Genomic DNA, 24,654 nt, shown 5'->3' on the forward strand with positions numbered 1-24,654 from the left:
CTCTAAAACAGCCGTGACAGCAATGCTGTGACGGCTGTTTCAACGCGTAAAATGCGCGGCCCAAGATGCATCCCCTCACAGCCAGCGTCCAGCAGTTTTTCAACTTCCCATGGGATAAACCCACCTTCTGGGCCGACCAACAGCAGCGTATTGTCGCTGATGCCACGTGGGCAGGCCATCGGCATGCCCGGGTGAGCCACAAGGCCACGGCGACCGCGAAGTAAAGCAGGCAGTTGCTCTTCAAGAAAGGGCCGAAAGCCTTTGGTCAGTGTCACGCTCGGTAGTTGGGTATCACGTGATTGCTCCAGACCCAGCACCAGGTGCTGATGAATTTTCTCGGGAAGAAGCTCTGGTGATTGCCAATAGCTTTTCTCTACGCGCTTGGTATGCAGTAGCGTAATTTCCTTCACCCCTAGCGCTGTCACATGCTCAAGCGTTCGCGCCAGCATGCGTGGTCGAGGTAGCGCGAGTACCAAATGCACGGGAAGAGCGGGGGGAGGCACGTCAGCTAACGGGCCAAGGGCAAATACGGCAAGCTCAGTGGTTAATTCGACCAGCTGTGCTTTTCCCATTAAGCCACCCTGAATACCCACCGTTAACCGGTCACCGAGGGCAGCGCGATGGATGTCGCGTAAATGCGCTAATCTGCGGGCATCTGTTATGCGCGCATGGCCCTGGTGGTCGAGGTCGCTGGGGTGAAGCAAAATCAAGTTCATAATCGGCATCTATTGGTCGAAGGGTGGGCACGCTGTTGCGCAATATTCTACTCACATGGCTTGCATGGGCGCGTGGTGCAGGCACAATAATAGCATTGGGGAACACCCCCTATCGCGTTTAAGGAGATGCGCTGTGCGCGTAATTCGTAAGTATGCCAATCGCCGGTTGTACGACACTCAGCAAAGTCGTTATGTCACGCTTGAAGATCTGCGCCATCTTATTATTGAAGAAGCGCCGTTTCGGGTTGAGGATGCCAAAAGCGGTGAAGACCTGACGCGTACCATTCTGCTCTCCATCATTATTGAGCAGGAGCAGTCGGATAACGAAGCCGAAGTATTCTCTAACGACCTGCTGGCGCAGCTCATCCGGGTTTATGATATGTCGTCGCCTTTACCGCTGGCGCGTTATCTGGAGCAAGGCACGCAGCTTATGCTGGAGCAGCAAAAGCGTTTGCAAAGCCAATGGCAGCAGGCCATGCGCCATACGCCCATGGAGTTTATGCGCGAGCTGGCCGAAGAAAATATGCGCTTTTGGCAAAGCACCTTGAACCAGCCGCCCTCCACCAGCGACAAGGATGAGGATAAATCCTCCTAACGCCACGAGTGGTCACCTTGTGGCATAATGCGGCGCATAATCGCTCTCCCGTTCGAGAAGGAAGAACATGAAGGTTTTGATGATAGGTGGCGGCGGCCGCGAACATGCGTTGGCGTGGAAATTAGCGCAATCTGATAATGTTGAGCAGGTATTCGTAGCGCCCGGCAATGCCGGTACGGCGACCGAAGATAAGCTGACCAATATCGATATTGCGGCCACCGACTTGGCCGGGCTGGAAGCATTTGCGCTCCAGGAGCGTATTGGCTTGACCGTCGTCGGTCCGGAAGCGCCTCTGGTCGAAGGCGTCGTTGACCGCTTTCAAGCGGCTGGCCTAACCATCTTTGGCCCTACCCAAGCCGCGGCCCAGCTTGAAGGCTCCAAGTCGTTTACCAAGGACTTCCTGGCGCGCCATGCTATTCCAACGGCGGCTTATCAGACGTTTACCGCGGTAACGCCTGCGCTGGCATATTTACACACGGTCGGTGCGCCTATCGTTATCAAGGCGGATGGCTTGGCGGCAGGTAAGGGCGTGATCGTTGCCATGAGCGAAGTGGAGGCCGAAGCCGCCATTCGCGATATGCTCGAAGCCAATGCCTTTGGCGATGCCGGTGCTCGCGTTGTCATTGAAGAGTTTCTGGAAGGCGAAGAAGCGAGCTTTATCGTCATGGTCGATGGCGAAAACATCGTTCCCATGGCCACAAGCCAAGACCACAAGCGCGCCTATGATGGCGACACAGGCCCTAATACCGGCGGCATGGGCGCTTACTCACCTGCGCCGGTCGTTACGCCAGACGTTGATGCCCGCATCATGGAGCAGGTCATCGTGCCCACGGTTAAAGGGATGGCCGCTGAAGGCAATGCCTATACCGGATTTTTGTATGCCGGGTTGATGATCGACCAGACCGGGCAGCCCAAAGTGATTGAATATAACTGCCGCTTTGGTGACCCCGAAACTCAGCCCATCATGATGCGCCTGACGTCGGATCTTGCTGAGCTTTGCCTTGCCGGTGCCCAGGGGCAGTTGGCGGGTAAAACGTGCCATTGGGATTCACGTGCCGCGGTGGGTGTGGTCATGGCGGCGGGCGGTTATCCAGCCAGCTACCGTAAAGGCGATGTCATTGATGGTTTGGCAAAAGCCGAGCAGCACAGCAAGGTGTTCCATGCGGGCACCGCGCTGAACGCGAACAACGAGGTAACGACCTCCGGCGGTCGTGTACTGTGTGTGACGGCACTGGGTGAGAGTGTCTTTAGCGCACAGCAGCAGGCTTACAAAGGCGTCAAGGAGATTCGCTGGGAGGGCGCTGAATATCGCCGTGATATCGCTTACCGTGCTATTGCGAGAGAAAAAGCGTAATAAGCGCGTTGATACCGTAGCGCAAGGGGCGGGCCACTTATCACCACCGAAAGGAAACAGGTATGGAACGTGTCACGCTGGATTTTCCCGCTAACGCGGTTATTCATCGTCACCCTTTAACGGTGCGGGTAACCGATATGAATTACGGTCGGCATTTGGGGCATGACACAGTGGTTTCGCTGCTACATGAAGCCCGCGTTCACGCTTTTTCCGCCCTGGCGCTATCGGAATGGGACATGCACGGCTATCCAAGCGTGGTGGCCGACTTGGCCGTGCAGTATCAACGTGAAGCGCGTTGGCCTGATGCGTTGACCATTGAAACGGCGGTGCCTGAGCCGCAGGGCAAGGCATTAACCGTTTACCAGCGTATTTTGCAGCGCGACGGCGAACATATCGTGGCGACCGCCCGCGTTAACCAGTTGCTCATCGACGCCAATACTGGGCGGCCGGTTGCGATACCTGAGCCCATCAAGCAGGCCTTGGCCCAAGCGAGGAGCGCTTAATGTCGCGGGAATACCCCATTATCGCCGTGACAGGCTCTTCGGGTGCGGGCACGACGACCGTAAGACGAAGCTTTGAGCGCATGTTTCTACGCGAAGATGTACATGCGGCCATGGTGGACGGTGACGCTTTTCACCGCTATACACGCGATGATCTTCACCGCATGTTTCGTGAAGAGCCTGAGCGTAAGCATGAGCTCTCGCATTTTGCAGTCGAAGCCAACCTGCTTGACCGCCTTGAAGGGGTGTTTGCCGAGTATGGCGAGCACGGTACGGGCACGTTTCGGCACTATATTCACGCGGAAGACAAGCAGAAAATCGAAGCGGGCTACCGCGTAGGCACCTTTACGGAGTGGCAGTCGCTCCCATGTGGTACCGACCTGTTGTTCTATGAAGGTTTACATGGCGGGTTGGTAACCCAAGAGTATGACATTGCTCGCCATGTGGATCTGTTGGTAGGCGTTGCGCCGACCATGAATCTTGAATGGATTCAGAAGATTGACCGTGATACCAAGCTGCGTGGCTACTCCCAGGAAGCGGTGATCGATACGATTCTGGGCCGCATGAACGATTACGTGCGCTATATTCAGCCGCAATTTTCCCGCACCCATATCAACTTTCAACGGGTGCCTACCGTCGATACGTCCAACCCCTTTGAAGTGCAGGATATCCCCACAGATGCCGAATCGTTTGTGGTGATCCGGTTTCGTGATCCATCAACCGTTGATTTTCCTTGGCTTCTTGCAATGATCAAGGATGCCTTTATGACGCGGCCACATACGCTGGTCGTGCCTGGCGCGCGCATGTCATTAGCCATGGAGCTGATTTTGGCACCCCTGGTGCGCCATTTATTATCCCAGCGCCGCTTTCGTTAACCGCGTTTGCAAATGCCGGGCGACAAGCTGCAACGATAACAAGGAGTGGGTATGGAGTGTTTATTCTGCAAAATCATCAATCGTGAGATCCCGGCTGATATCGTTTATGAAGACGAGCGCGTTCTTGCCTTTAACGACATTAGCCCTATGGCGCCCACTCATCAGCTGATTATTCCCAAAAAGCACATCGCAACCTTAAATGACATTGAAGAAGGTGATCTTGAGCTGGTCGGCCGTTTGCAGTTCACTGCTGCCAGGCTTGCCAAGCAGCAGGGCTTTGCCGAAGACGGTTATCGTGTTGTGATGAATTGCAACGAAAAGGGCGGTCAGACGGTGTACCACATGCACATGCATTTATTAGGTGGCCGTCAGTTTACGTGGCCTGCGGGCTAACATACGGCCTTCAAGCTATCTTTAAGACAGCCTTTAAGACAGTTTGCTGTTAAGCGGAGTAAGCCATGAAGCGCCAGCTTAGTCGGTCTGATTGCTTAATTCATCAGTTTGATACAGCGTTACGGTCGCTGATACCTCGCGCCGCTACATCACAGCGTAACCACCCCGCCAGTAAACTTGCAGATAGGGTGTTTGATGGCCACCAACGACGTCATACCGCAGGCCTGATGCGTGTTAATCATGTGATTGGTGTATCGAATCAGGCGCTGTATCAGGGCCAGAGTATTACCGCAGCGCTTCCCCACGCGCGTACGCAAATGGTGCAATCCGCTGCGGAGGCGTTTGATCACTTGGCGTGGTGTGAAGAGCGGCTGGCGCAACTGAATAGTCGCACCAGCTACTTTACGCCCTTTTTCTATACCGCTGCATTTGGGGTTGGGGCTATCTCTGGGTTAACCAGCGAGCGTCTAAGCCTTGGTATGATTGCCGCTACCTGCGAGCTTTCAGGTAAACACTTTGAAGAGCAGCAGGCCAGGCTAATGGCAGACGATCAGCGCTCGCATGCGCTGCTTCGTCAGATGGCTGCGGATGAAGTGCACCAGGCGCATTTAGCGATAGAGGCGGGGGGCCTGCGTTTCCCTGCGCCGATTAAATGGGGGCTACGGTTTATCGCTCAAGGTGCCACTAAAGGCGCCTACTATTTCTGATGTGCTATTTCTGACGTGCTATTGCTTAGTACCGGCATCGGGAATGAAAAGCATCAGCAAGGAAGGCAAGTTATCCTTAAATTCTTGACGAATGGCGAGTTATCGCCAACGCTTAATCATGTCAACGCTAATCGTACGTAAGGTAACGTGCGTTTTCTAAAGCAGAAAAGCGTCACCAGGGAAAAGGAGAAAGACGATGCTAGGCAATGCGATGCTGTTTTTGATTATTGCGATTATCGCCGGTGTGCTTGGGTTTTCGGGGATCGCGGGGGTTGCATCGACCATCGCGCAAATTCTATTCGTTCTGTTTCTCATCCTGTTTGTGGTATCGCTCTTTACAGGGCGACGCCGTTAGCATAAGGGCTACTCATAGAGACCTTTCATAAAGGCTTTTCATAAAGACTTTTGATAGAACCAGCTAAACAAAAAGCCCCGTTTGGGGCTTTTTGCATACGGGGCAGCCGTACTGTTACCGGGTATGGAACGCTAAAAAATCAGGCATCAATACGCTTGTACTTCATGCGCTTGGGCGTATCGTTACCTACCCGCTTTTTATGATCGTCTTCATAGTCGGTATAGTTACCGTCGAAGAAGACGACTTCAGAATCACCTTCAAACGCCAGAATGTGCGTGGCAATACGGTCCAGGAACCAGCGGTCATGAGAAATCACCATGGCGCAGCCTGGGAAGGCAAGAAGGGCTTCTTCAAGCGCACGCAGTGTCTCAATATCAAGGTCGTTAGATGGCTCATCCAGCAGGAGTACGTTGGCGCCCTGTTTGAGCGTTTGAGCAAGCTGCAAGCGTCCTCGCTCACCGCCGGACAGTTCATCCAGGCGCTTCTGCTGGTCATTACCTTTAAAGTTAAAGCGACCAACGTAGGCACGTGAAGACACTTCGTAGCCGTTGATGTTGAGAATGTCCTGCTCGCCAGATACCGCCTGCCAAACCGTCTGCTTGTCATCAAGCGCATCACGTAGCTGCTCAACGTAAGCGATCTCAACCGTGTCTCCGATGACCACTTCACCCGTGTCTGGCTGCTCTTTACCGGTGATGAGTTTAAACAGGGTCGATTTACCCGCACCGTTTCCGCCGACGATGCCAACAATCGCACCTTGGGGAATAGTGAAGGAAAGATCTTCATACAGCAGCTTGTCTTCAAAGCGCTTGGAGACATTATGAAACTCGATGACCTTATCACCCAAGCGCGGGCCAGGCGGAATATAGATCTCATTGGTTTCATTGCGTTTCTGGAAGTCGCCGGACTGCATTTCTTCAAAGCGGTTAAGGCGGGCTTTGCTTTTGGCCTGACGACCTTTAGCGTTACTACGCACCCACTCAAGCTCTTGCTTGATGGCTTTTTGCCGCGATGCTTCCTGCTTGGCTTCCTGGGTCAGGCGGTGCTCTTTTTGCTCTAGCCACTGAGAGTAGTTGCCTTCAAACGGGATGCCTTGGCCACGGTCGAGCTCCAGAATCCAGCCCGCTACGTTGTCCAGGAAGTAACGGTCGTGGGTAATCGCCACAACGGTACCGTTATAGTCATGCAGGAAGCGCTCCAGCCAGGCAACCGATTCGGCATCCAGGTGGTTGGTTGGCTCATCCAGAAGCAGCATGTCCGGGCTTGAAAGCAGTAGGCGACAAAGCGCGACACGCCGTCGCTCACCACCTGAAAGGTTGCCTACTTTGGCATCCCACGGTGGCAAGCGAAGCGCTTCGGCAGCGACCTCAAGCTTACGCTCAAGGTTATGGGCATCGGCGGCTTCAATGATGTTTTCAAGGCGTGCTTGCTCGCTTGCCAGTGCATCGAAGTCGGCATCAGGCTCAGCGTAGGCAGCATAAACAGCGTCCAGCTTCTCCTGCGCTTCCTTGATAGCGCCTAGTGCTTCTTCAACGGTGTCGCGGACATTTTTCTCATCATCAAGCTGCGGTTCTTGGGGGAGATAACCGACATTGATACCCGGCATCGGACGAGCTTCACCCTCAAACTCTTTATCGACACCCGCCATAATGCGCAGCAGTGTGGATTTACCGGCACCGTTTAAACCCAAAACGCCGATTTTGGCGCCCGGGAAAAACGATAGCGAAATATCCTTGAGAATTTGTTTTTTGGGTGGCACAACTTTGCCAACCCGGTTCATGGTGAATACGTATTGCGCCATGGAAATCCGTTAGGTTGATGAATGAGACAGCAACGTGCTGAGTAGCCTCAGATGATAGTGCTCTGTGCTTGGAAAGGCCAGAAGATGCCACCGGGCAACATCCAATGGCTATAAAAAGAAAGCGTGGGTTTTGTGATGTGTTGGATGGTGATGAAGAGGGCAACTGGCTCGCTGCCCACTTAAAGCAGCTATTTACGCATCCCAATCATCTTCAATGGCACGCTGTAAACGACGCTCCTCAAGCCACGCTTCCACCTGTCGGCGGGCGCGTAACGAGTCGGTTTTGCTTGGTTTATGCTTGCCGTATTGATCATCGTTTACGGCATCAAGATTATCGAATTCGTCAGCTTCAAGGTTTTCTGCTGAGTAGTTCTCACGATTTAAGGGGTCACGGCTCATGGTATGCCCTCCAACCCAGGCCGGCAGGCCGGCGTCACGATGGCTTCGTTTGAAAGAAGCGCCTAGCCGCTATATAGCGCTACATGGGCTGAAGGTCAAGTGTTGGCGTTAATTAATGAGTCCTGTGCTTTATGGGCGGTGTTATCACTGCGTTGTCATTCAGCTTCAGCTAAAGCCAGTTGTGCTTCCACGCGCTCAGGAACATCTTTTTGTACGCCGATGAAATACATCAGCTGGTCTGTTTCATCAAAAACGGGTGTTGTGGAGAGCGTTGCATTGCAATCATGTCTGTTATTCCACCTCGGGCAGTTTCAGCGCACTAAGCACCGCCCCAGTCGCCGTAAGTGCCAAAAGCAACAGCAACGCCGCACTACCCAGCCATTGGGCCAGCCCGCCAATAATGCCGCCGACGACGAGCATGAGCAGGCCGGTTAAGGTATTGGAAAGAGCAACATACAGAGCCCTGTCATCCTGGCTTGCCATATCCACAATATAGGTTTTGCGCCCCAGGCGGACACCGTGATGGACGATCACCAGCAACGCATACACCAAGGCATATGGCCAAACACTCTGAGTCCAGGCACCGGGTAGCCAGGCCAAGCCAGCGCCTAGTAAACAGCAAGTAACGGTGCCAATAGCCGCATTACGCATTACACGGCGGCTGGATTGGTCGGCTAATTTACCCCAGACAGGGCTTGCCACCATTGCTGCAAGACCTGATACCACGACAAGCAGACCAAGCCCACCCAAATCAGAGCCGCTTTGCTGCTGGCCGAGTAGCGCAATGTAGGGTAGCGCCAGTGCGCTGGAGAGCAGCAATGCTCTGGCAACATTGAAATGTAGAAACGTGCGATCCTTTTTTAAGAGCGATAAGCCAAGCTTGATGCTGTCCCAAGCGCTCTCTCCACCTTCCACTGCACCTGGTACTTCTTTAATACGTGCAACACAGAACGCGTTTAGTAGCCAACTGAAGGCGGCAACGCTTAAGAGTACCGCCAGGGAGAGGTTGCCTGGTTGATTACCCAGCAACATCAGTACGCCACCCGCCGCCAGGGTTGCGCCGCCCGCTAGGCTACCGCTCCACCCCATCAGGGCGCCTCGGCGGCGTTTGGCAATGGTTTTGCCCATGACATCTTTGCTGGCAATTGATGAAAGCCCGCGTGCCAAGGAGAGCAGCACAAGTACAGCTAACACCGCAGCGCCACCCAGGCTTCCGCTCCCCACAAGTGCCAAGACAGCAAGTGCAAATGCGGCAAGTGCCTGGAACAGCGCACCTAAAACCCAAACGCCTTTACGCTTGGGTTTTAGACGAATAAAGCCCGCCACGAATATCTGGGGTAACAGGGCACCAGACTCACGGATAGGCACCAACAGCCCCACCATCCAGATGGGCGCGCCAATAATCCCCATTAGCCAGGGAAGCACCAAGCGTGCGCTGGATAGCTCGTCAGCAAGCTTATTCCCCAGGGAGGCCCATAAGTGCAGAAAAAAATTACGTGGTTGTTCGGCGCAGGCCTGCTCCGGAATATCAGCACAGAGTCGGCTGTCCTCATCGCCCGTTAGCCACTCAAAAACACGCGCTTGAGAAATATTGGGTCCAGCCATGACAGCTCCTTGGCGGTTATACTCCCGGAATGACAAAATGCAGCGACAGAATGCCACCATTATATGGGTAAGGAGAGCGAAAGTGTCACGGATCCAGATTCGCTATTGCACGCAATGCCAATGGCTTTTACGCAGTGCCTGGTACGCTCAGGAGCTACTCTCCACTTTCGGGGAGGATTTAGATGAGGTGGCCCTTGCACCTGCGCATGGTGGTACCTTTGAAATTTGGTGTGATGACACCTTAATTTGGGAGCGCAAGCGTGATAGCGGCTTCCCGGACAGCAAAGTGCTGAAACAGCGCGTTCGCGACCAGATCGAACCGCACCGTGACCTGGGGCATATCGACCGATGAACCAGGATCGTCAGGCTATTCTTTACGGGCTAGGTGCTGTGGCGCTGTGGTCAACGGTGGCGACTGCTTTTAAAGTCGGCCTGGGTTTGATGGGGCCGGTTGAATTAATGTGGCTTGCGGCGTTGGTTTCCTGGCTTTTAATGGGCGCTCTGGTGCTTAAACAAGGTGCTATGAGGCAGGCGCTAACCAGCGGATGGAAAACCGCCTTATGGGCGGGGATCATGAATCCCGTGGCTTACTACCTGGTGCTGTTTGCTGCTTATGATCGCCTGCCTGGCCAGGAAGCGATGGCGCTTAATTATACGTGGGCGCTAGCGATGGCATTCCTGGCGGTTCCCATACTGGGGCAGCGGTTAACCCGGGTGGATATTTTGGCAGGTGTGGTGGCCTATGCGGGCGTATGGGTAATTGCGACACGGGGCGCGGTACTCAATGTGTCGTTTGCGGACCCTGTTGGCGTGCTGTTCGCGCTTTCATCGACTCTGTTATGGGCGCTTTACTGGTTGCTTAACGCACGCGATCGTCGCAAGCCTATCGTCGGGCAGTGGCAGAACTTCACCGTTGGACTACCGGTGTTAACCGTTTTATTGCTTATGGGGCCTGGGCTTCAATGGCATGGCTGGAAAGGTGTTGGTGCTGGGGTCTATGTTGGACTGTTCGAAATGGGAATCGCGTTTGTCCTGTGGCAAATGGCCGTTCATAAGGTTTCGCGCACAGCAAAAGTCTCGACCCTGATTTTTCTTTCGCCTCCGGTTTCGCTGATGCTGCTTTATTTAGTGGTTGATGAGCCTCTGCTTTTCTCTACGTTTATTGGATTGGGATTGATTTTATTTGGGTTGGCACTTCAGCAGCTTCAGGTGAAGCCTGTTGCTGTCGAGCAATAAGTCCCATTTTTATCGCCCGCTGCGCATGGGGTTAGGTACAGGAAAAGCATGATGCGCCATCAAGCCGCTCTATGTGTCGGAGCCTCTGGGGCCAGCGTAGCTTTTCCTTGCCTCAACCTGGGGCGGCGAAGACCATTTGTGATCAGTTGGCCGATGCCTGATAACCACCGCCCAAAAGTGGTTCAAGCTCAGGCCACACGTTATCTAGAATCAGGGGCTGTGCCTCGGCCGTGGGGTGGATGCCATCCTCCTGCATAAGCTGTTCGTTAAGCGCCACGCCCTCTAATAAAAACGGCAACAGCGGTACGTCATACTCTTCGGCCAGGGAGTGGTAAACGCCGGTAAAGGCATCCCGGTAGGCCTGGCCATAGTTGGGTGGGATATCGATACCTAACAGCAGTACCTGAGCATCAACCTCTTGGCTTTGCTCAATCATACTGGCCAGGTTAGAACGCATCTGATTGGGTGCCAGCCCACGCAAACCATCGTTGCCCCCCAACTCCAGTAGCACGATATCAGGCTGCTGCTTCTCCAAAATGGTGCTAAACCGCTGTAATCCACCTGAGGTGGTTTCGCCGCTAATACTGGCATTGACCACGTCTGCTTGGCCGCCCAGACGCTCTTCTAGCAGAGGAACCCAGCCTTGCTCGTGCTCAATACCATAAGCAGCACTCAGGCTATCACCCATAACGAGTATGGTGGGAGGCTCACTTGCGTTGAGCGCAGGAACGCTTAAGGTGACTATCAGAACCACCAGATAGCCGGTTACCATACGGTTACGTTTTTGCCATGTCACAGGGATGCCTCGCTTCATGCCTCACTCCTCAGATAAAGCTGCATACTCGTCCAGCGCTGATGCGTCGCCACAAGCAGGCAGTCACTCTATCACTGACGGTATTGCGCAGAACAAGGTTCCCCATGCTGCGTTGGGTCGGCCTGTGCTGCATGCAGAAATGCTATCGAAGAAAGTGACCAGTGGCGAACGCACGCTAACTATTCTGGACCAACTGTCGTTAAGCGTAGCGGCCGGAGAGAGCGTTGCCATTTTAGGCAAAAGCGGGGCTGGAAAATCAACACTGTTGGGTCTGCTTGCCGGGTTGGATACCCCCAGCGATGGCGAACTCACGCTGTTTGGTAAGTCGCTGAGCCGTTTGGATGAGGATGGCCGCGCGGCGTTAAGAGCTGGGCGCGTGGGCTTTGTGTTCCAGAACTTTCAGCTGCTACCCACCTTAAGCGCGCTAGAGAATGTGTTACTGCCTTTGGAGCTTTCACCGCGTGCCGGAGAAGACCATATTGCCCAAACATGGCTTGCTAAAGTGGGGTTGGGTGAACGCGTAGACCATCTACCCAAGCAGCTTTCAGGCGGCGAGCAGCAGCGGGTAGCGATTGCCCGGGCGTTTGTCACCGACCCTGAACTGGTGTTTGCGGATGAGCCGACCGGCAACCTCGACCCTGATACCGGCGCTCAGGTGATCGACCTGCTGTTTACCTTAAATCACGAGGTTGGAACAACGCTTATCCTGGTCACCCACGACCACGCTTTGGCACGCCGCTGTGATCGATGCCTGCAATTAACCCAAGGGCAACTAATCCCCTTTGTACCTGCTGATGCACCTGCTGAATCCAGTGTGGCAGGAGAGGGGCAATGAGCGATATGCCATGGCGGCTGGCCGCCAGAAGCTTAAGGCGTGACTTACGCTCGGCGGATGTTCGTGCGCTCTTTGTCGCCCTTGTGCTGGCGGTTGCCGCCTCCACCATGATCGCTTTTTTTCTCGACCGGCTAGAGCGCGGCCTTGAGCGTCAGGCTGGGCAAATGCTGGGAGGGGATATCGTATTGGAGCAGCGCACCCCTTTTTCAGAAGCGCTACGCACGACGCTGGAAGAGGCAGGCTTTACGCTAAGCGACCAGGTCGGGCTGGTCTCCATGATCAGCTTGGGGGACCGTTTTCAACCCGCTAGCCTTAAAGCCGTGGACGACGTGTACCCGCACTATGGCGTATCGCGTGTCGATTTAGGGGAGGGGGCCGAACAGATAGCCTCGGGGCCACCAGCGGGCCAGGCATGGGCAGACCCGCGCTTGGCACAGTTGATTGAGATAGAGCTTGGCGACCGTGTACAGGTAGGGCGAACCGAGTTAACCATCAGCGGCATTATCGAACGCGAAGCGGATCAATCCGCTGGCTTTAGTAATTTTAATCCCCGCTTGATGCTCAATACGGCGGACCTGGAAGCAACCGGTCTTGTTCAGGAAGGCTCGCGTGTCGAGTTCGAATTATTGGCGGCCGGGCCTCCTCAAGCCATCGACAACGTGCAAGGATTACTCACCGAGTTGCGCCAGCAAGGGGTCGAGGTGCGTGATGTTCGGGTGGACCGGCCGCAACTAGGTAACGCACTGCAACGTGCAGACAGCTACCTGGGGTTGGCAGGGCTTGCCGCCGTACTGCTGGCCGGGGTCGCGGTCGCTATGTCAGCAAAGCGCTATGTTGAACGCCATCTGGACACGGCAGCATTGCTCCGCTGCTTTGGCGCTAGCCAGCAACAGCTTGTCATGCTGTTTAGCCTACAGCTGATCGGGCTGGCGTTGGCGGCGTCCTTGCTTGGCGCACTGCTCGGCGTAGCGGGACAGGCGCTGTTGCTGCATCTTTTGACCAGCTTTTTACCTATTACGCTACCGCCGCCGGGCATTATGCCGCTATGGCTGGGCGTATTAACGGCGATGGCGGTGCTGGTAGGGTTTGCCGGGCCAACGCTATTACGCATTAAACAGGTCAGTGCGCTGAAAGTGCTGCGTCGAGAGTTGGACCCTTTGCCTCCTGCCGCCTGGTGGGTAGCCGGTGTTGCCGCTGCCGTATTTGGCGGCCTGCTATGGCTCTATTCCGGTAGTGCGCCTTTGGCGGTCGCTCTGCTATTGGGGGGAGGTATCATGCTTAGTGCGCTTTGGGGCATCAGCGCGCTGCTACTCAATAGCATTCTTTACGGCATAAAAAAGCTAACGGGTACAAGCGAGTGGATACAGGCGCTGCGCCTGGGCGGGCGCCAACTGGCGCGTCGCCGTCAGGCAGGCGTGGGCCAACTACTGGCATTCTCTGTCACGTTCTTTGCCATGGCGATGATCGTTCTGGTGCGTGGTGACCTGCTTTCAACCTGGCAGGCCCAGTTGCCCGATGACATGCCCAACTACTTCGCCATTAATATCCAGCCTGATGAACGTGACCCCTTTGAGCAAGCCGTAGCGCCCCGTATTGATGCCCAAAGCACGCTGTATCCCATGGTGCGTGGGCGTATTACCGCTATTAATCAGCAGCCTCCCATGGAAGCGGTACCTGAGGATGCCAGAGGCGACGGCTCTCTGCGCCGCGAACTGAACCTGACCTGGCAGGCCGAACTACCGGAAGATAACCAGATAGTGGCGGGGGAGTGGTTCACAAGTGAAGCACCCGTTGATGAGCCTTCCGTTTATAAACCACAAGGCTGGCTAGGCGCGGTTGATGCAGTATCTGACGATACTGTGCCTGTTTCCATTGAAGAAGGCCTGGCGGACCGGCTGGGGCTATCACTCAATGATACGCTCACCTTCTCTGTGGGCGGTGATGAGCTGATAACACGTATCACCAGCGTGCGCAGCCTCAATTGGGACACTTTTAAGCCCAACTTCTTTTTGATTTTCCCGCCGGGCGTGTTGGAGTCGTTTGGACATAGCTATATCACCGCGTTTCATCTGCCTGATGAGGAGCAAGGCCTAATCCGCCAACTGGTGAGCGACTTCCCCGGTGTATCGTTAATAAACGTTGATGCCATTTTAGGCCAGGTACGTGATGTGCTAACTCAGGTGACGCGTGCCATCGAGCTTGTACTGGTACTGGTGTTGTTGGCGGGTGTCAGCGTGCTCTATGCTGCCTTGACCGCAAGCCAGCCGGTACGCGCCCATGAAAGTGGCCTACTGCGTGTCTTTGGAGCAGGCCAGCGAATGATTTCCCGGGTCCAAGGGGCTGAGTATGCCCTGTTGGGGTTTGCCAGCGGTTTAATGGGCGCTGTACTGGCCGAAGTCGCGACCGCCGCACTCTATCTCTACTGGCTAGAACTACCGCCGCGCTTTCACCTCACCCTTTGGCTAACGCTACCCCTTGGCGGCGCGCTACTGATCGGATTTATCGGCCATGCGTTATCGCGTGGGCTACGCCGCCAGGCGCCTGCAGCAAGCCTGGGGCTTTTGGGTGAGGCATGACGTAATTTTGTAGGAAAACCCCAGGAGGCCTAAGGCCTCCTGGGGTTGAGTCAACCCCATCGCTGGCTGAAGCCTGCTCCTACAAGGTTTATCAGGCCTTAGGGGCTGGGCCGATAGAGGAAAACCAATCTATTAAACCTCCGGGGGGGTAAACATTGTGGGAGCCCAGTTCCACTGGGCGAAGGAGAAGCCTGCTCTTACAAGGTTTACCAGGCCTTAGGGGGCTGGGCCGATAGAGGAAAACCAATCCATTAAACCTCCGGGAGTGGGTAAACATTGTGGGAGCCCAGTTCCACTGGGCGAAGGAGAAGCCTGCTCTTACAAGGTTTACCAGGCCTTAGGGGGCTGGGCCGATACAGGAAAACCAATCCATTAAACCTCCGGGAGTGGGTAAACATTGTGGGAGCCCAGTTCCACTGGGCGAAGGAGGCCGAAGGCCTCCCGGGGTTAAGCCAACCCATTCGCTGGCTAAAGCCTGCTCCCACAGTGATTACCAAGCCTCCCGATGTTGGCTAATCCTGTCGCCGACTAAAGCTGAATACCAGATTCTATTTTAAAGCCTGCATTTACAACTTTATTTCATGCGCTGCCTCAATTAATAATGTTGTGACTAATTAAAATGAGCGATGGGAGATGATATGCAAACAAGTCATCGGCTTAGGCAGGGAAGGTATTCGCTAGAGAATGCCTATTATCTAATTACGATTACCACTCAAAACCGCCATCCTGTCTTCACGCAGTTTGAGGCGGCCTGCTGTGCCTCCAAATGTTTCTATCATCCTCGTGTCCAGGAGCTTGCATCGACACTTTCGTTTGTCGTCATGCCAGACCATATTCACTGGCTTATTCAGCTTACTGGCAGCCTCCCAGAAGCCGTTCGCCGTTACAAAAGCTATGTCTCGTTAGGGGTAGGAAAAAGCATCTGGCAACGAGGTTTTCATGATCGAATGATTCGCCAAGAAGGATCATTAAAAGAGGTAGCCAGATACATTGTAGGCAATCCGCTAAGAGCAAATTTAGTGCAGGATGTGAATCAATATGGTTACTGGAATGCAGTATGGCTTTAATTAGATGTCGAACATTTATCCACCTTTGAAGCCCGGTTTATTGTTGAGGGAGGCCACCCCATCGCTGGCTGAAGCCTGCTCCCACAATATTTATCAGGCCTCTGGGGATAGGCAAACATTGGAAGTTTGGTTCATCAAGCCTTGTGGGTAGGTAAACATTTTTGGAGCCCAATTTATCAGGCTCATCAGGCCTCCCGGGGTTGGCCCAACCCCATCGCTGGCTGAAGCCTGCTCCCACAATGTTTATCAGGCCTTTGGGGTTGTACCAACCCTATCAGCTGGCTGAAGCCTGCTTCCACAATATTTATCAGGCCTTTGGGGTTGTACCAACCCCATCGCTGGCTGAAGCCTGCTTCCATAACCACATCAAGCCTCCTGGGTTGGGCAAACCTTGAGGCATTCGCCATCATGGAAAATAAAGCATTTTTGATAGCTTTCTTTACGATTAAACTTAATTAATATTAAATTAAAATTAACGGTGAAGTGTGGGTTTCTAGCTGTGCCTTCGGATGTTCGCCAAGCGTTTGGTGGGGAGGATGTGATGCAAATACCAGAAAAAGAAGCACTCATCCGTGAGCTTGTCGATGTGATGGAGCGTTTTCATGCAGAGGTCAGTCAGAAGCCTGATCAATATGAAGCCATTGTGAGTTATCCGAACGAGGGGCATTTGCTGATTAAGCTGCAAACTGTAGATCGCAACGCAACGTCTCAAATTCGCTAGTCGATGTGTCTTTTTACCAAGTGCGTAATGCTTGTTGAAAAGCGCTCGCTCTAAAAAACTCAACGGAAGCACGGCTTCATTCTTATCAAAATACTCCTCATGAGAGCCATTCATGCAGTACCTGACGCGGATGCGATGAAAGTCACCTCAGGCTGCGTTATGATAGCGGTCTGATTCCTTTCATGAACGATCCTTATCTACGAGGTTTCCCGCCAATGTTCAGCCGTGATATGACAATTGCCGGATTTGATGATGCGCTGTTTGACGCCATGCAGAAAGAAGTGGCCCGCCAAGAAGCGCACATTGAATTAATTGCTTCCGAAAACTACGCAAGCCCCCGCGTAATGGAAGCGCAAGGCAGCCAGCTGACCAATAAATACGCTGAAGGTTATCCGGGCAAGCGCTACTATGGCGGCTGCGAGTTTGTCGATATCGCTGAAAACCTCGCGATTGACTACGCAAAAGAGCTGTTTGGCGCCACCTACGTGAACGTTCAGCCGCACTCCGGCTCCCAAGCCAACAGCGCGGTATTTTTAGCGCTGGTTAAGCCGGGCGACACCATTTTAGGCATGAGCCTGGACGCAGGTGGTCACTTGACCCATGGCGCCAAGCCTAGCTTCTCTGGCAAGCAGTACAATGCGGTTCAGTACGGCTTAAACGAGCAAGGCCTGATCGATTATGATCAAGTCGCTGAACTGGCCCGCGAGCACAAGCCGAAAATGATCATTGCCGGTTTCTCTGCCTACTCACAAATTGTTGATTGGGCTAAATTCCGCGAAATCGCTGACGAAGTAGGCGCTTACCTGCTAGTCGACATGGCCCACGTGGCGGGTCTGGTCGCCGCGGGCGTTTACCCAAGCCCCTTGCCTCATGCTCATGTGGTCACTTCAACGACACACAAAACGCTGCGTGGCCCGCGTAGTGGCGTGATTTTGTCGGCTGAAAACGATGCCGACATTGAGAAAAAGCTGCAGTCTGCCGTATTCCCCGGTGGCCAGGGCGGCCCGTTGATGCATGCGATTGCGGCGAAAGCGGTCTGCTTTAAAGAAGCCATGGCGCCTGAGTTTAAAGCCTACCAGCAGCAGGTCGTTAAAAATGCCAAGGTAATGGCCGGTGTGTTTATGGAGCGCGGTTTTGATATCGTTTCCGGCGGTACAGAAGACCACCTGTTCCTGCTCTCGTTAATCAAGCAGGGCGTGACCGGTAAAGATGCCGATGCGGCACTAGGTCGTGCCCATATCACCGTTAACAAAAACGCCGTGCCTAACGACCCGCAAAGCCCGTTTGTCACGTCAGGCCTGCGCATCGGCACGCCAGCGGTTACAACGCGTGGTTTCGGTGAAGAAGAGTGCGGCAAGCTTGCCGGTTGGATCTGTGATATTCTGGACGTATTGGCCAAAGGCGAAGACACTGGCGCCATTGAGGGTCAAGTAGCTGAAAAAGTGGCAGAGGTATGTGCCCGCCTCCCGGTTTATAAGTAATTCAGAAAAGCAAATAGCGCAACGCTGCGTTACAGGCTAACCAGTTCTCCGGCTAAGGACAGCCAAAAACGGGCACCCGCAAGGGTGCCCGTTTTCTATGGTGCCTATCCAGTCAATGTCATCAGCAGCTTTGCCGGGCAGAGCGGCGAGGCGCACCGCACCGCAATTGCAACCAAATAGGTCACGTGGATGAGCTTTCTCAGTAATATCGCTTAATTCGCTTGTCATGCGGTTGGCCAAGAGCGCATCGCATAAATGCTTAAATGACGCTAAATCGTTGATCACGGTAGACCCAAAGAGCGCGCGCTTTATCTGTAAGGTTGGTAAGCGCGCCTCCCCAAAAAGCTCATTACTCTTGGGCTTGTCGACGTACAAGCATCCAGCCTACCGCTGCAAGGCTTGTTCTGGTATGCTGCCGCGATTAATTTTTTCCGCACGTGACGCCTCTTCGATTCAACGGTGAATTCTTCATGTCAAAGCAACAGGAAGCAACGGATCTGCAGCGCGCACTAAAAGCCTGCAAAGGTTCGTTTATATCGGTCGGTTTTTTTAGCATGTTCGTCAACCTGCTGATGCTTGTGCCGCCGATGTATATGCTCCAGGTATACGACCGCGTACTTACCACGCAGAGTTTTGATACGCTCTTGATGCTTACGATAGTAGTCGTATTTTTATTCATGATTATGGGCGGGCTTGAGCTGGTGCGCTCGCGTATATTGGTACGGGTGGGGAACCGGTTAGACACCACTATCAATGAACGTCTGTATAGCGCCATGTTCCGCCGTAGCCTGGTAGCGCAGGGCTCTCAAAGCGCCCAGCCGCTGAACGATCTGACCAGTCTGCGCCAGTTTTTAACCGGTAATGGCCTGTTTGCGTTTTTTGATGCGCCCTGGGTGCCCATTTATCTTGGTATTCTCTTTCTGTTTCACCCTTGGCTAGGCATCTTTGCAACCTGTGCTGGCCTTATTCTGGTAGCGCTGGCAATTGCCAATGAAAAAGCCACCAAGAAACTTCTGGCAGACGCCAACAGCGAGCACATTCAAGCACAAAACTTGGCCAACTCTAATCTGCGCAATGCCGAAGTGCTGCACGCCATGGGCATGTTGCCAGGCATCATGGGGCGCTGGTCCAAGCGTCATCACGAGTTTCTCTCCAAACAGTCCCAGGCCAGTGACCGCGCGGGAGCGCTAACCAATACATCGAAAATATTACGCCTGCTCTTTCAGTCATTAATTCTTGGGCTCGGTGCCCTGCTGGTGCTGGAAGGAGAGATGACGGCGGGCATGATGATTGCGGGCTCAATCCTAATGGGCCGTGCGCTGGCGCCGATTGATCAAATGATTGGCGGTTGGAAAGGCTTTGTCGCCGCACGCGGCGCTTATGGGCGTTTGAATGAACTGATGGAGCAAATTCCCGCTGAGCAGCGCAAGATGTCCCTACCGGCCCCAAGGGGGGATATCGACATGGAAGGGGTGGCCGCCGCACCGCCAGGCTCACGCATGGCGACGATTCGAGGCATTAACTTTAGCGTAGAGAAGGGCGAGCATGTCGGTATCATTGGCCCTAGTGCTGCCGGTAAATCTACGCTGGCTCGCGTGTTGTTAGGCATCTGGCCATCCCAGGTAGGTGATGTCCGCCTGGATGGTGGCGTTATTTCGCAGTATAACCGTGACGAAATTGGCCCCTTTATAGGTTACCTACCCCAAGATATCGAGCTGTTTGACGGCACGGTAAGTGAAAACATTGCCCGCTTTGGTGATATTGACCCTCAAAAAGTGGTCGATGCCTCTAAAAAAGCAGGCGTGCATGAAATGATTCTTGAGCTGCCCAATGGCTATGACACGATCATTTCATCCACCAGCGGTGCACTCTCCGGCGGGCAGCGCCAGCGGGTCGGGTTAGCGCGAGCGCTTTACGGCAACCCAGTGTTGGTGGTGCTGGACGAGCCCAACGCTAACCTGGACGAGGCCGGGGAAAGGGCATTGGCGGATACCATTACCCAACTTAAAGCAGAAGGCGTCACGCTCTTTGTGATTAGCCACCGCACCAATGTTTTAAAGAATATGGATAAACTGCTGGTGATGAAAGAGGGGCAGGTCAGCATGTTTGGACCACGTGACCAGGTGCTTGCGCAATTTGCCAAAAAGCCGCGTGCACAGGTAAGCCAGCAAAACGCCGCACGACTTTCAGCCGTATCCAATGGGCACGGGGGCGAGGAGAAGTAATATGAGCGATGAGCAACGTAACGTTCAAAACCGCCAAGAAATCGACGTCACTCCCAGCGGGCCTGCCACCATTGATGGCGAGGCAACTGAGCATCTACCTACCAGTGACAAGGGCTACCGTAAGCTCGGTATGTTTATCCTGCTGTTTGCCTTGGGCGGATTTATACTCTGGTCCCTAACTGCCTCGCTGGCCATCGCCGTCGTAGCGCCTGGCAGTGTGTCTATTGAATCTTTTAAACGCACGGTGCAACACTTGGAAGGCGGCATTGTGAGTGAGCTGCTGGTAGAAGATGGCGACAAGGTAGAAGCCGGGCAGCCGCTGGTTATCCTTAGCGATACCCAGGCGCGTTCGCAGCTTGAAATCGCCCGTTCCCAATACCTGATTAGCCGGGCGATGGAAGCACGACTGCTGGCCGAGCAGGAAGGCGCAGACATGATGGTTATTCCTGACGATATCCAAAATGTTGAAAGCCCTCGCGTTCAGCAGGTGGTTGCCGTTCAGCAAAGCCTGTTTACAGCACGTCGACAGTCGCTCATCAGTACCCTGGAGTCTCTGGACGAACAGATCATCCAGATGCAGGAGCAAATTGAAGGACTAGAGCAGCGCATCAGTGTCAATAACCAGCGCACTGCCTCACTACGCTCAGAAGCTGAGGATTTTCGCTCTCTCTATCGCGAAGGTTTGGGCAACAACCAGCGCCTGCGTGAGCTGGAGCGGCAAATACTCCAGTATCAAGGCGATAACGCTGAGTTCAGAGCCAATATCGCGCAATTGCGTTCGCAAATTAGCGAAAATCGTATGCAGCGTGAAATTCAGCAGCAGGAGTTTCAAAAAGAAGTAGGCGAACAGCTACGGGAAGCCCAGTCGCAAATTGCCCAATCGGAAGAGCAAATTGTTTCATACGCTGACCAGGTTGAGCGCACCGTCATCGCTGCGCCTGTTACAGGCACGGTGGTAGGGCGCCAAGTGAATACGGTGGGTGCGGTTATTCGCCCAGGCGACACCATCATGGATGTTGTGCCCTCCAACGATGGTTTTGTGGTGGAAGCACGAGTCCCTACCCGCGATATCGATAACATCTTTTTAGGCCAGTTTGCAGAAATTCGCTTTAGTGCCTTTAATCAACGACTCACCGATATCATTGACGGCGAAGTTATTTACATAAGCGCCGACAGCTTTGAAGATGAAGCGACCAAGCAGCAGTATTACAAGGCGCGAGTACGCGTGACAGATTCAGGGCATGAGCAGATGAATGAGCAGATGCAGCTTTTATCAGGCATGCCCGCTGAGGTAATGATCCGCACCGGTGAGCGCACGTTTGCAAGCTATATTGCCAAGCCGATCAACGATATGCTGGCTCGCGCCCTGCAGGAGGATTAATGTCAAGGATGCTCAGCGCTATCGTTAACAAGGCGATGCACCTAACGGTGGCCGCTGCGGTGGCCGGTATGGTTACGCAGCCACTTTATGCTCAACAGGATACGCTCGCAGAGCCTGAGGCCATGGAGGCGCTTGCCTCGCTGGATCAGCCCGCGCCAACCCAGGTAGAGCTACCCTCGCTGCCTGAGCTATTTGCTCGTGCGCTTGAACACGACGCTGCCTTATCGCGCCAGCGTTATGAGCTAGCCGCCACACGGGAAGAAATTCCCATGTCGCGCTCACAGCTACTGCCACAGATAAGCGCCACCGGCGGCTACCTCTGGCAGGATTCCACCAATATCCAGACATCACCCGATGACTTTGGCCTGGACCAGCCTGCCCAACGGCCAGGGGAAATTGAAGAAACCTACTGGCAGGTCCAGCTACAGCAACCGTTGTTTAGCCTGGAGCGCTGGCGCGGCGTGGATGTTGCCAACGCCCAGGTCAGTGCGGCTGAATTACAGTTAGCCGTGGTAGAACGCGACCTGGCGTTGCAGGTGAGCGAAGCCTACATACAAGCGTATCTGGCGACCCAGCGCTTGGGCCTACTGGAATCTCAGCAAGACTCGCTGGAGCTGCAAGTGCGCCAGGCGCAGCGCGCCTTCGACTTGGGAATAGGCGACCGCATCGACCTTCTGGAAGCGCAGTCTCGCTTAGACCAGGCCATTTCCGAAGCCGTGCTGGCTGAAAACGAACTGGACAATGCGCGCAGTACGCTGGAGCGATTAACGGGGGTTTTACCCGCGTTTCGTGGCTTGGCAGTAGGAGAGCTATCCAGCGTTACCCTGAAAAGCGAATGGGGCAGCCAGGACGAATGGTTGGCCCGCACGAATCAAAATCTGGATGTGCTACTGGCGCGACAAGAGCAGCAGATTACCGAGGCCGATGCCAGCACGCGTCGAGCGGGTTACTATCCCGAGGTCAATCTTAATGTAAGCTACTCTGACCGCCAAAGTGACGACACATTACGCGAAAGCAAGGATTACCGTGCCGGCGTTGAAATGAGCATGCCGATTTATCGCGGTGGCTACACCATGGCGAACGTTAGGCAGGGCGAGCGGCGCATAGACGCAAGCCAAGCGGCATTTGATAACCAACTGAATTTGGTATCGCAAGATGTCCGCCAGCGCCTGCGTTCATTAACCGGGCATGTGCGCCGCATAGAAGCGCTCAAGCAAGCCATTGCCTCCAGCCAGCTGTTTCTGGACGCCGCCGAACGGGGCGAACAGTTAGGATTAAGAGACCTGGTCGACGTGCTGGATGCTCGGGCAAGCCTGTATGATCAGCGTATCCAATACGTCGATACCATTGGCCAGTACGCCCTGGACAGCCTGGCCCTTCAATCAGCAGTAGGCGGCCTTAACAGCGAAGATCTTGGCGACGTGATGGAGTTGCTCATATCGCTCACCGACTTCACCTCAGCAACGTAAAGGGTATTTGCATCGCATGGCGGCGTTGAAAGGACTCCAGGGCAACGAGTGGCTACGTCGCATCATGCGCTGTTTCGATGCTGCCATCGCTGTCGGCGTATCCGTTCTGTTGCTATGGGTAATGCCCCATATCACCCTTAACGGTGAATACTACCTCTTCCTCATGCTCATAGGCAGCCTCTTGCTGCCTGCCGTTGGCGAGCTAATGGGGCTTTACCAGCCTTGGCGCGGGCGCAGCCTTTTCAGCATGTTGGGCGCCTATGCGGCGAGTTGGCTCATTACTATAGTACTGCTTAGTTTGCTGCTGGTAGCTACACAAAGTACCCAAAACTTCTCACGGCTATGGATGGGGTTTTCGTCAGCCGCCGTACTCATCATCGGAAGCCTGATGCGCTCGGCGCTCTATCTTTACCTCAGGCATCTGCGCTCCAAAGGCAAAAACCGCAAACAAATTATTATCATAGGGCGTGAAGAAAATCTAAAACGCCTGGAAGGGCACCTCAATGCTATGCGTTATGCTGGTTACGTCCTGCTGAATGCCTACACTGATGACGACTCGGATGAGTTTCACAAGCACGTGCATAACCTTGCAGAAACGAGCACGTTCGAACGCAGTTTTGATGAAATATGGTTAACCTATCCACTGAATGATGGTGACAAGGTGCGATTGGTGTCTGCCAGCCTGATCAACATTCCTGTCAACATGCGCTACTTTCCTGACCTTTCTGATATTCGCCTCCTGAATCACCGCATGGCCCAAGTCGTTGGCCTCTACTCTCTGGAGCTTAATTACAGCCCCTTGGATAGCAGCCCCTTACGGTTTATTAAAAGCATCGAAGACCGCCTGTTGGGTGGCATACTGTTTATCACCTTCTTCCCGGTCATGTTGCTTATTGCCGCCTTGGTAAAATGGAAAATGGGCGGGCCGGTGCTGTTCAAGCAGTACCGTCACGGCATTGACGGCAAATGCTTTAAAATTTACAAATTCAGAAGCATGAGCGTCCACCAATCGGATAAGACCCTTCAGGCTCACCAGGATGACCCACGTATCACCCCCTTGGGCGCCTTTTTAAGACGCACAAGCCTTGATGAGCTACCCCAGCTTTACAACGTGCTGCAGGGAAGAATGTCGCTTGTTGGGCCCCGTCCGCACGCGCTCGACCACAACCAGTATTACCAGGGTGTGATCCAAAACTACATGCAGCGCCACCGTGTAAAGCCCGGCATGACCGGCTGGGCACAGGTCAACGGTTACCGCGGTAATACCGATACGCTAGAGCAGATGCAAAAACGAGTAGAGTTTGATCTTTACTATATAGATAACTGGTCGCTTGGCTTCGATCTAAAAATCCTCGCCATGACTATTACCCGTGGCTTCATTAACTACCAGCCCTGATGTCTGATGAAATAGCCCCCCAAACTAATCAAACATTGAGAGTTGATATAAATTGCAGGAGCCGGTGAATATTGTGGGAACAGACGTCAGTCAGCGATGGGGTTGGGTAACCCGGGAGGCCTTCGCCGATGTGTTGGACCACCAGTGGAGCTG

Annotated in this window: 23 protein-coding genes; 18 read left to right on the plus strand and 5 right to left on the minus strand. The window is 54.0% G+C overall.

All coding sequences use genetic code 11. The features are described from left to right. Positions 1 to 2: 2 nt before the first annotated feature. Positions 3 to 716 (minus strand): 16S rRNA (uracil(1498)-N(3))-methyltransferase, encoded by a 714-nt coding sequence (locus tag ACT3R4_RS05600; RefSeq protein WP_441678287.1) that lies wholly within the window; start codon positions 714 to 716, stop codon positions 3 to 5. A gap of 133 nt (positions 717 to 849) precedes the next feature. On the opposite strand from ACT3R4_RS05600, the gene phaR reads away from it, so the two are divergent. The 7 genes from phaR to ACT3R4_RS05635 all read left to right on the plus strand — a co-directional run bounded on the left by phaR (position 850) and on the right by ACT3R4_RS05635 (position 5,495). Next, positions 850 to 1,311 (plus strand): polyhydroxyalkanoate synthesis repressor PhaR, encoded by a 462-nt coding sequence (phaR, locus tag ACT3R4_RS05605; RefSeq protein WP_193057051.1) that lies wholly within the window; start codon positions 850 to 852, stop codon positions 1,309 to 1,311. A gap of 67 nt (positions 1,312 to 1,378) precedes the next feature. Continuing rightward, positions 1,379 to 2,665 carry a phosphoribosylamine--glycine ligase gene (purD, locus tag ACT3R4_RS05610; RefSeq protein ID WP_441678289.1) on the plus strand — a complete coding sequence of 429 codons (1,287 nt, stop codon included), beginning with the start codon at positions 1,379 to 1,381 and terminating at the stop codon, positions 2,663 to 2,665. Positions 2,666 to 2,727: 62 nt separating this feature from the next. Further along, a complete protein-coding gene (locus ACT3R4_RS05615; protein WP_441678291.1) occupies positions 2,728 to 3,168 on the plus strand; it encodes an acyl-CoA thioesterase in 441 nt (146 codons plus the stop codon). Then, on the plus strand, positions 3,168 to 4,040 hold the full coding sequence (locus ACT3R4_RS05620) for a phosphoribulokinase (protein WP_172116106.1): 873 nt from the start codon (positions 3,168 to 3,170) through the stop codon (positions 4,038 to 4,040). The genes ACT3R4_RS05615 and ACT3R4_RS05620 overlap by 1 nt, the downstream gene beginning before the upstream one ends. Positions 4,041 to 4,091: 51 nt before the next feature. Further along, positions 4,092 to 4,433, plus strand: a complete 342-nt coding sequence (locus ACT3R4_RS05625; protein WP_441678293.1) for a histidine triad nucleotide-binding protein — start codon at positions 4,092 to 4,094, stop codon at positions 4,431 to 4,433. A gap of 65 nt (positions 4,434 to 4,498) precedes the next feature. Next, positions 4,499 to 5,140: a 2-polyprenyl-3-methyl-6-methoxy-1,4-benzoquinone monooxygenase gene (gene coq7, locus ACT3R4_RS05630; protein WP_441678295.1), complete on the plus strand. Its 642-nt coding sequence runs from the start codon at positions 4,499 to 4,501 to the stop codon at positions 5,138 to 5,140. 196 nt (positions 5,141 to 5,336) lie between these two features. Continuing rightward, a complete protein-coding gene (locus ACT3R4_RS05635; protein ID WP_018918588.1) occupies positions 5,337 to 5,495 on the plus strand; it encodes a DUF1328 domain-containing protein in 159 nt (52 codons plus the stop codon). Positions 5,496 to 5,634: 139 nt separating this feature from the next. Here ACT3R4_RS05635 and ettA read toward each other — a convergent pair whose 3' ends face one another. From ettA to ACT3R4_RS05650, 3 genes are all read right to left on the minus strand, one after another. Continuing rightward, positions 5,635 to 7,296, minus strand: a complete 1,662-nt coding sequence (gene ettA / locus ACT3R4_RS05640; RefSeq protein ID WP_172116109.1) for an energy-dependent translational throttle protein EttA — start codon at positions 7,294 to 7,296, stop codon at positions 5,635 to 5,637. A 192-nt stretch (positions 7,297 to 7,488) separates the two neighbouring features. Then, on the minus strand, positions 7,489 to 7,695 hold the full coding sequence (locus ACT3R4_RS05645) for a PA3496 family putative envelope integrity protein (RefSeq protein WP_172116110.1): 207 nt from the start codon (positions 7,693 to 7,695) through the stop codon (positions 7,489 to 7,491). 291 nt (positions 7,696 to 7,986) lie between these two features. Next, the gene (locus ACT3R4_RS05650) at positions 7,987 to 9,300 is read right to left on the minus strand and encodes an MFS transporter (protein WP_441678297.1); all 1,314 of its coding nucleotides are present in this window, start codon (positions 9,298 to 9,300) and stop codon (positions 7,987 to 7,989) included. Positions 9,301 to 9,382: 82 nt separating this feature from the next. Here ACT3R4_RS05650 and ACT3R4_RS05655 point away from each other — a divergent pair, with 82 nt between their 5' ends. Together ACT3R4_RS05655 and ACT3R4_RS05660 are read left to right on the plus strand one after the other, a co-directional pair. Continuing rightward, positions 9,383 to 9,652, plus strand: coding sequence for an Rdx family protein (locus tag ACT3R4_RS05655; RefSeq protein WP_287077975.1), 270 nt, complete (start codon positions 9,383 to 9,385; stop codon positions 9,650 to 9,652). Next, on the plus strand, positions 9,649 to 10,536 hold the full coding sequence (locus ACT3R4_RS05660; protein ID WP_441678300.1) for a DMT family transporter: 888 nt from the start codon (positions 9,649 to 9,651) through the stop codon (positions 10,534 to 10,536). Before ACT3R4_RS05655 ends, ACT3R4_RS05660 begins: the two co-directional genes overlap by 4 nt. Before the next feature lie 142 nt (positions 10,537 to 10,678). On the opposite strand, the gene ACT3R4_RS05665 is transcribed toward ACT3R4_RS05660, so the two are convergent. Then, positions 10,679 to 11,350: an arylesterase gene (locus ACT3R4_RS05665; RefSeq protein ID WP_441678302.1), complete on the minus strand. Its 672-nt coding sequence runs from the start codon at positions 11,348 to 11,350 to the stop codon at positions 10,679 to 10,681. On the opposite strand from ACT3R4_RS05665, the gene ACT3R4_RS05670 reads away from it, so the two are divergent. From ACT3R4_RS05670 to ACT3R4_RS05710, 9 genes are all read left to right on the plus strand, one after another. Continuing rightward, positions 11,349 to 12,185, plus strand: a complete 837-nt coding sequence (locus tag ACT3R4_RS05670) for an ABC transporter ATP-binding protein (protein WP_441678304.1) — start codon at positions 11,349 to 11,351, stop codon at positions 12,183 to 12,185. The genes ACT3R4_RS05665 and ACT3R4_RS05670 overlap by 2 nt on opposite strands. Beyond that, on the plus strand, positions 12,182 to 14,761 hold the full coding sequence (locus ACT3R4_RS05675; protein WP_441678306.1) for an ABC transporter permease: 2,580 nt from the start codon (positions 12,182 to 12,184) through the stop codon (positions 14,759 to 14,761). The genes ACT3R4_RS05670 and ACT3R4_RS05675 overlap by 4 nt, the downstream gene beginning before the upstream one ends. Positions 14,762 to 15,399: 638 nt before the next feature. Further along, complete coding sequence (locus tag ACT3R4_RS05680) at positions 15,400 to 15,828, plus strand: REP-associated tyrosine transposase (protein WP_441678308.1); 429 nt, start codon at positions 15,400 to 15,402, stop codon at positions 15,826 to 15,828. Between the two features lie 541 nt (positions 15,829 to 16,369). Beyond that, complete coding sequence (locus ACT3R4_RS05685; protein ID WP_441678310.1) at positions 16,370 to 16,549, plus strand: hypothetical protein; 180 nt, start codon at positions 16,370 to 16,372, stop codon at positions 16,547 to 16,549. Between the two features lie 215 nt (positions 16,550 to 16,764). After that, entirely contained in the window at positions 16,765 to 18,030 is a 1,266-nt protein-coding gene (gene glyA / locus ACT3R4_RS05690; RefSeq protein ID WP_441678384.1) for a serine hydroxymethyltransferase, read from the plus strand. A 470-nt stretch (positions 18,031 to 18,500) separates the two neighbouring features. Continuing rightward, complete coding sequence (locus ACT3R4_RS05695) at positions 18,501 to 20,255, plus strand: type I secretion system permease/ATPase (RefSeq protein WP_441678312.1); 1,755 nt, start codon at positions 18,501 to 18,503, stop codon at positions 20,253 to 20,255. Between the two features lies 1 nt (position 20,256). Beyond that, complete coding sequence (locus ACT3R4_RS05700; protein ID WP_441678314.1) at positions 20,257 to 21,636, plus strand: HlyD family type I secretion periplasmic adaptor subunit; 1,380 nt, start codon at positions 20,257 to 20,259, stop codon at positions 21,634 to 21,636. Beyond that, positions 21,636 to 23,105, plus strand: a complete 1,470-nt coding sequence (locus tag ACT3R4_RS05705) for a TolC family outer membrane protein (RefSeq protein ID WP_441678316.1) — start codon at positions 21,636 to 21,638, stop codon at positions 23,103 to 23,105. The genes ACT3R4_RS05700 and ACT3R4_RS05705 overlap by 1 nt, the downstream gene beginning before the upstream one ends. 16 nt (positions 23,106 to 23,121) lie before the next feature. Next, positions 23,122 to 24,501, plus strand: coding sequence for an undecaprenyl-phosphate glucose phosphotransferase (locus tag ACT3R4_RS05710; protein WP_441678318.1), 1,380 nt, complete (start codon positions 23,122 to 23,124; stop codon positions 24,499 to 24,501). Positions 24,502 to 24,654 lie beyond the last annotated feature (153 nt).

It is taken from the genome of Halomonas sp. AOP7-E1-9 (assembly GCF_052376035.1).
Taxonomy (GTDB): Bacteria; Pseudomonadota; Gammaproteobacteria; order Pseudomonadales; family Halomonadaceae; genus Vreelandella; species Vreelandella citrativorans.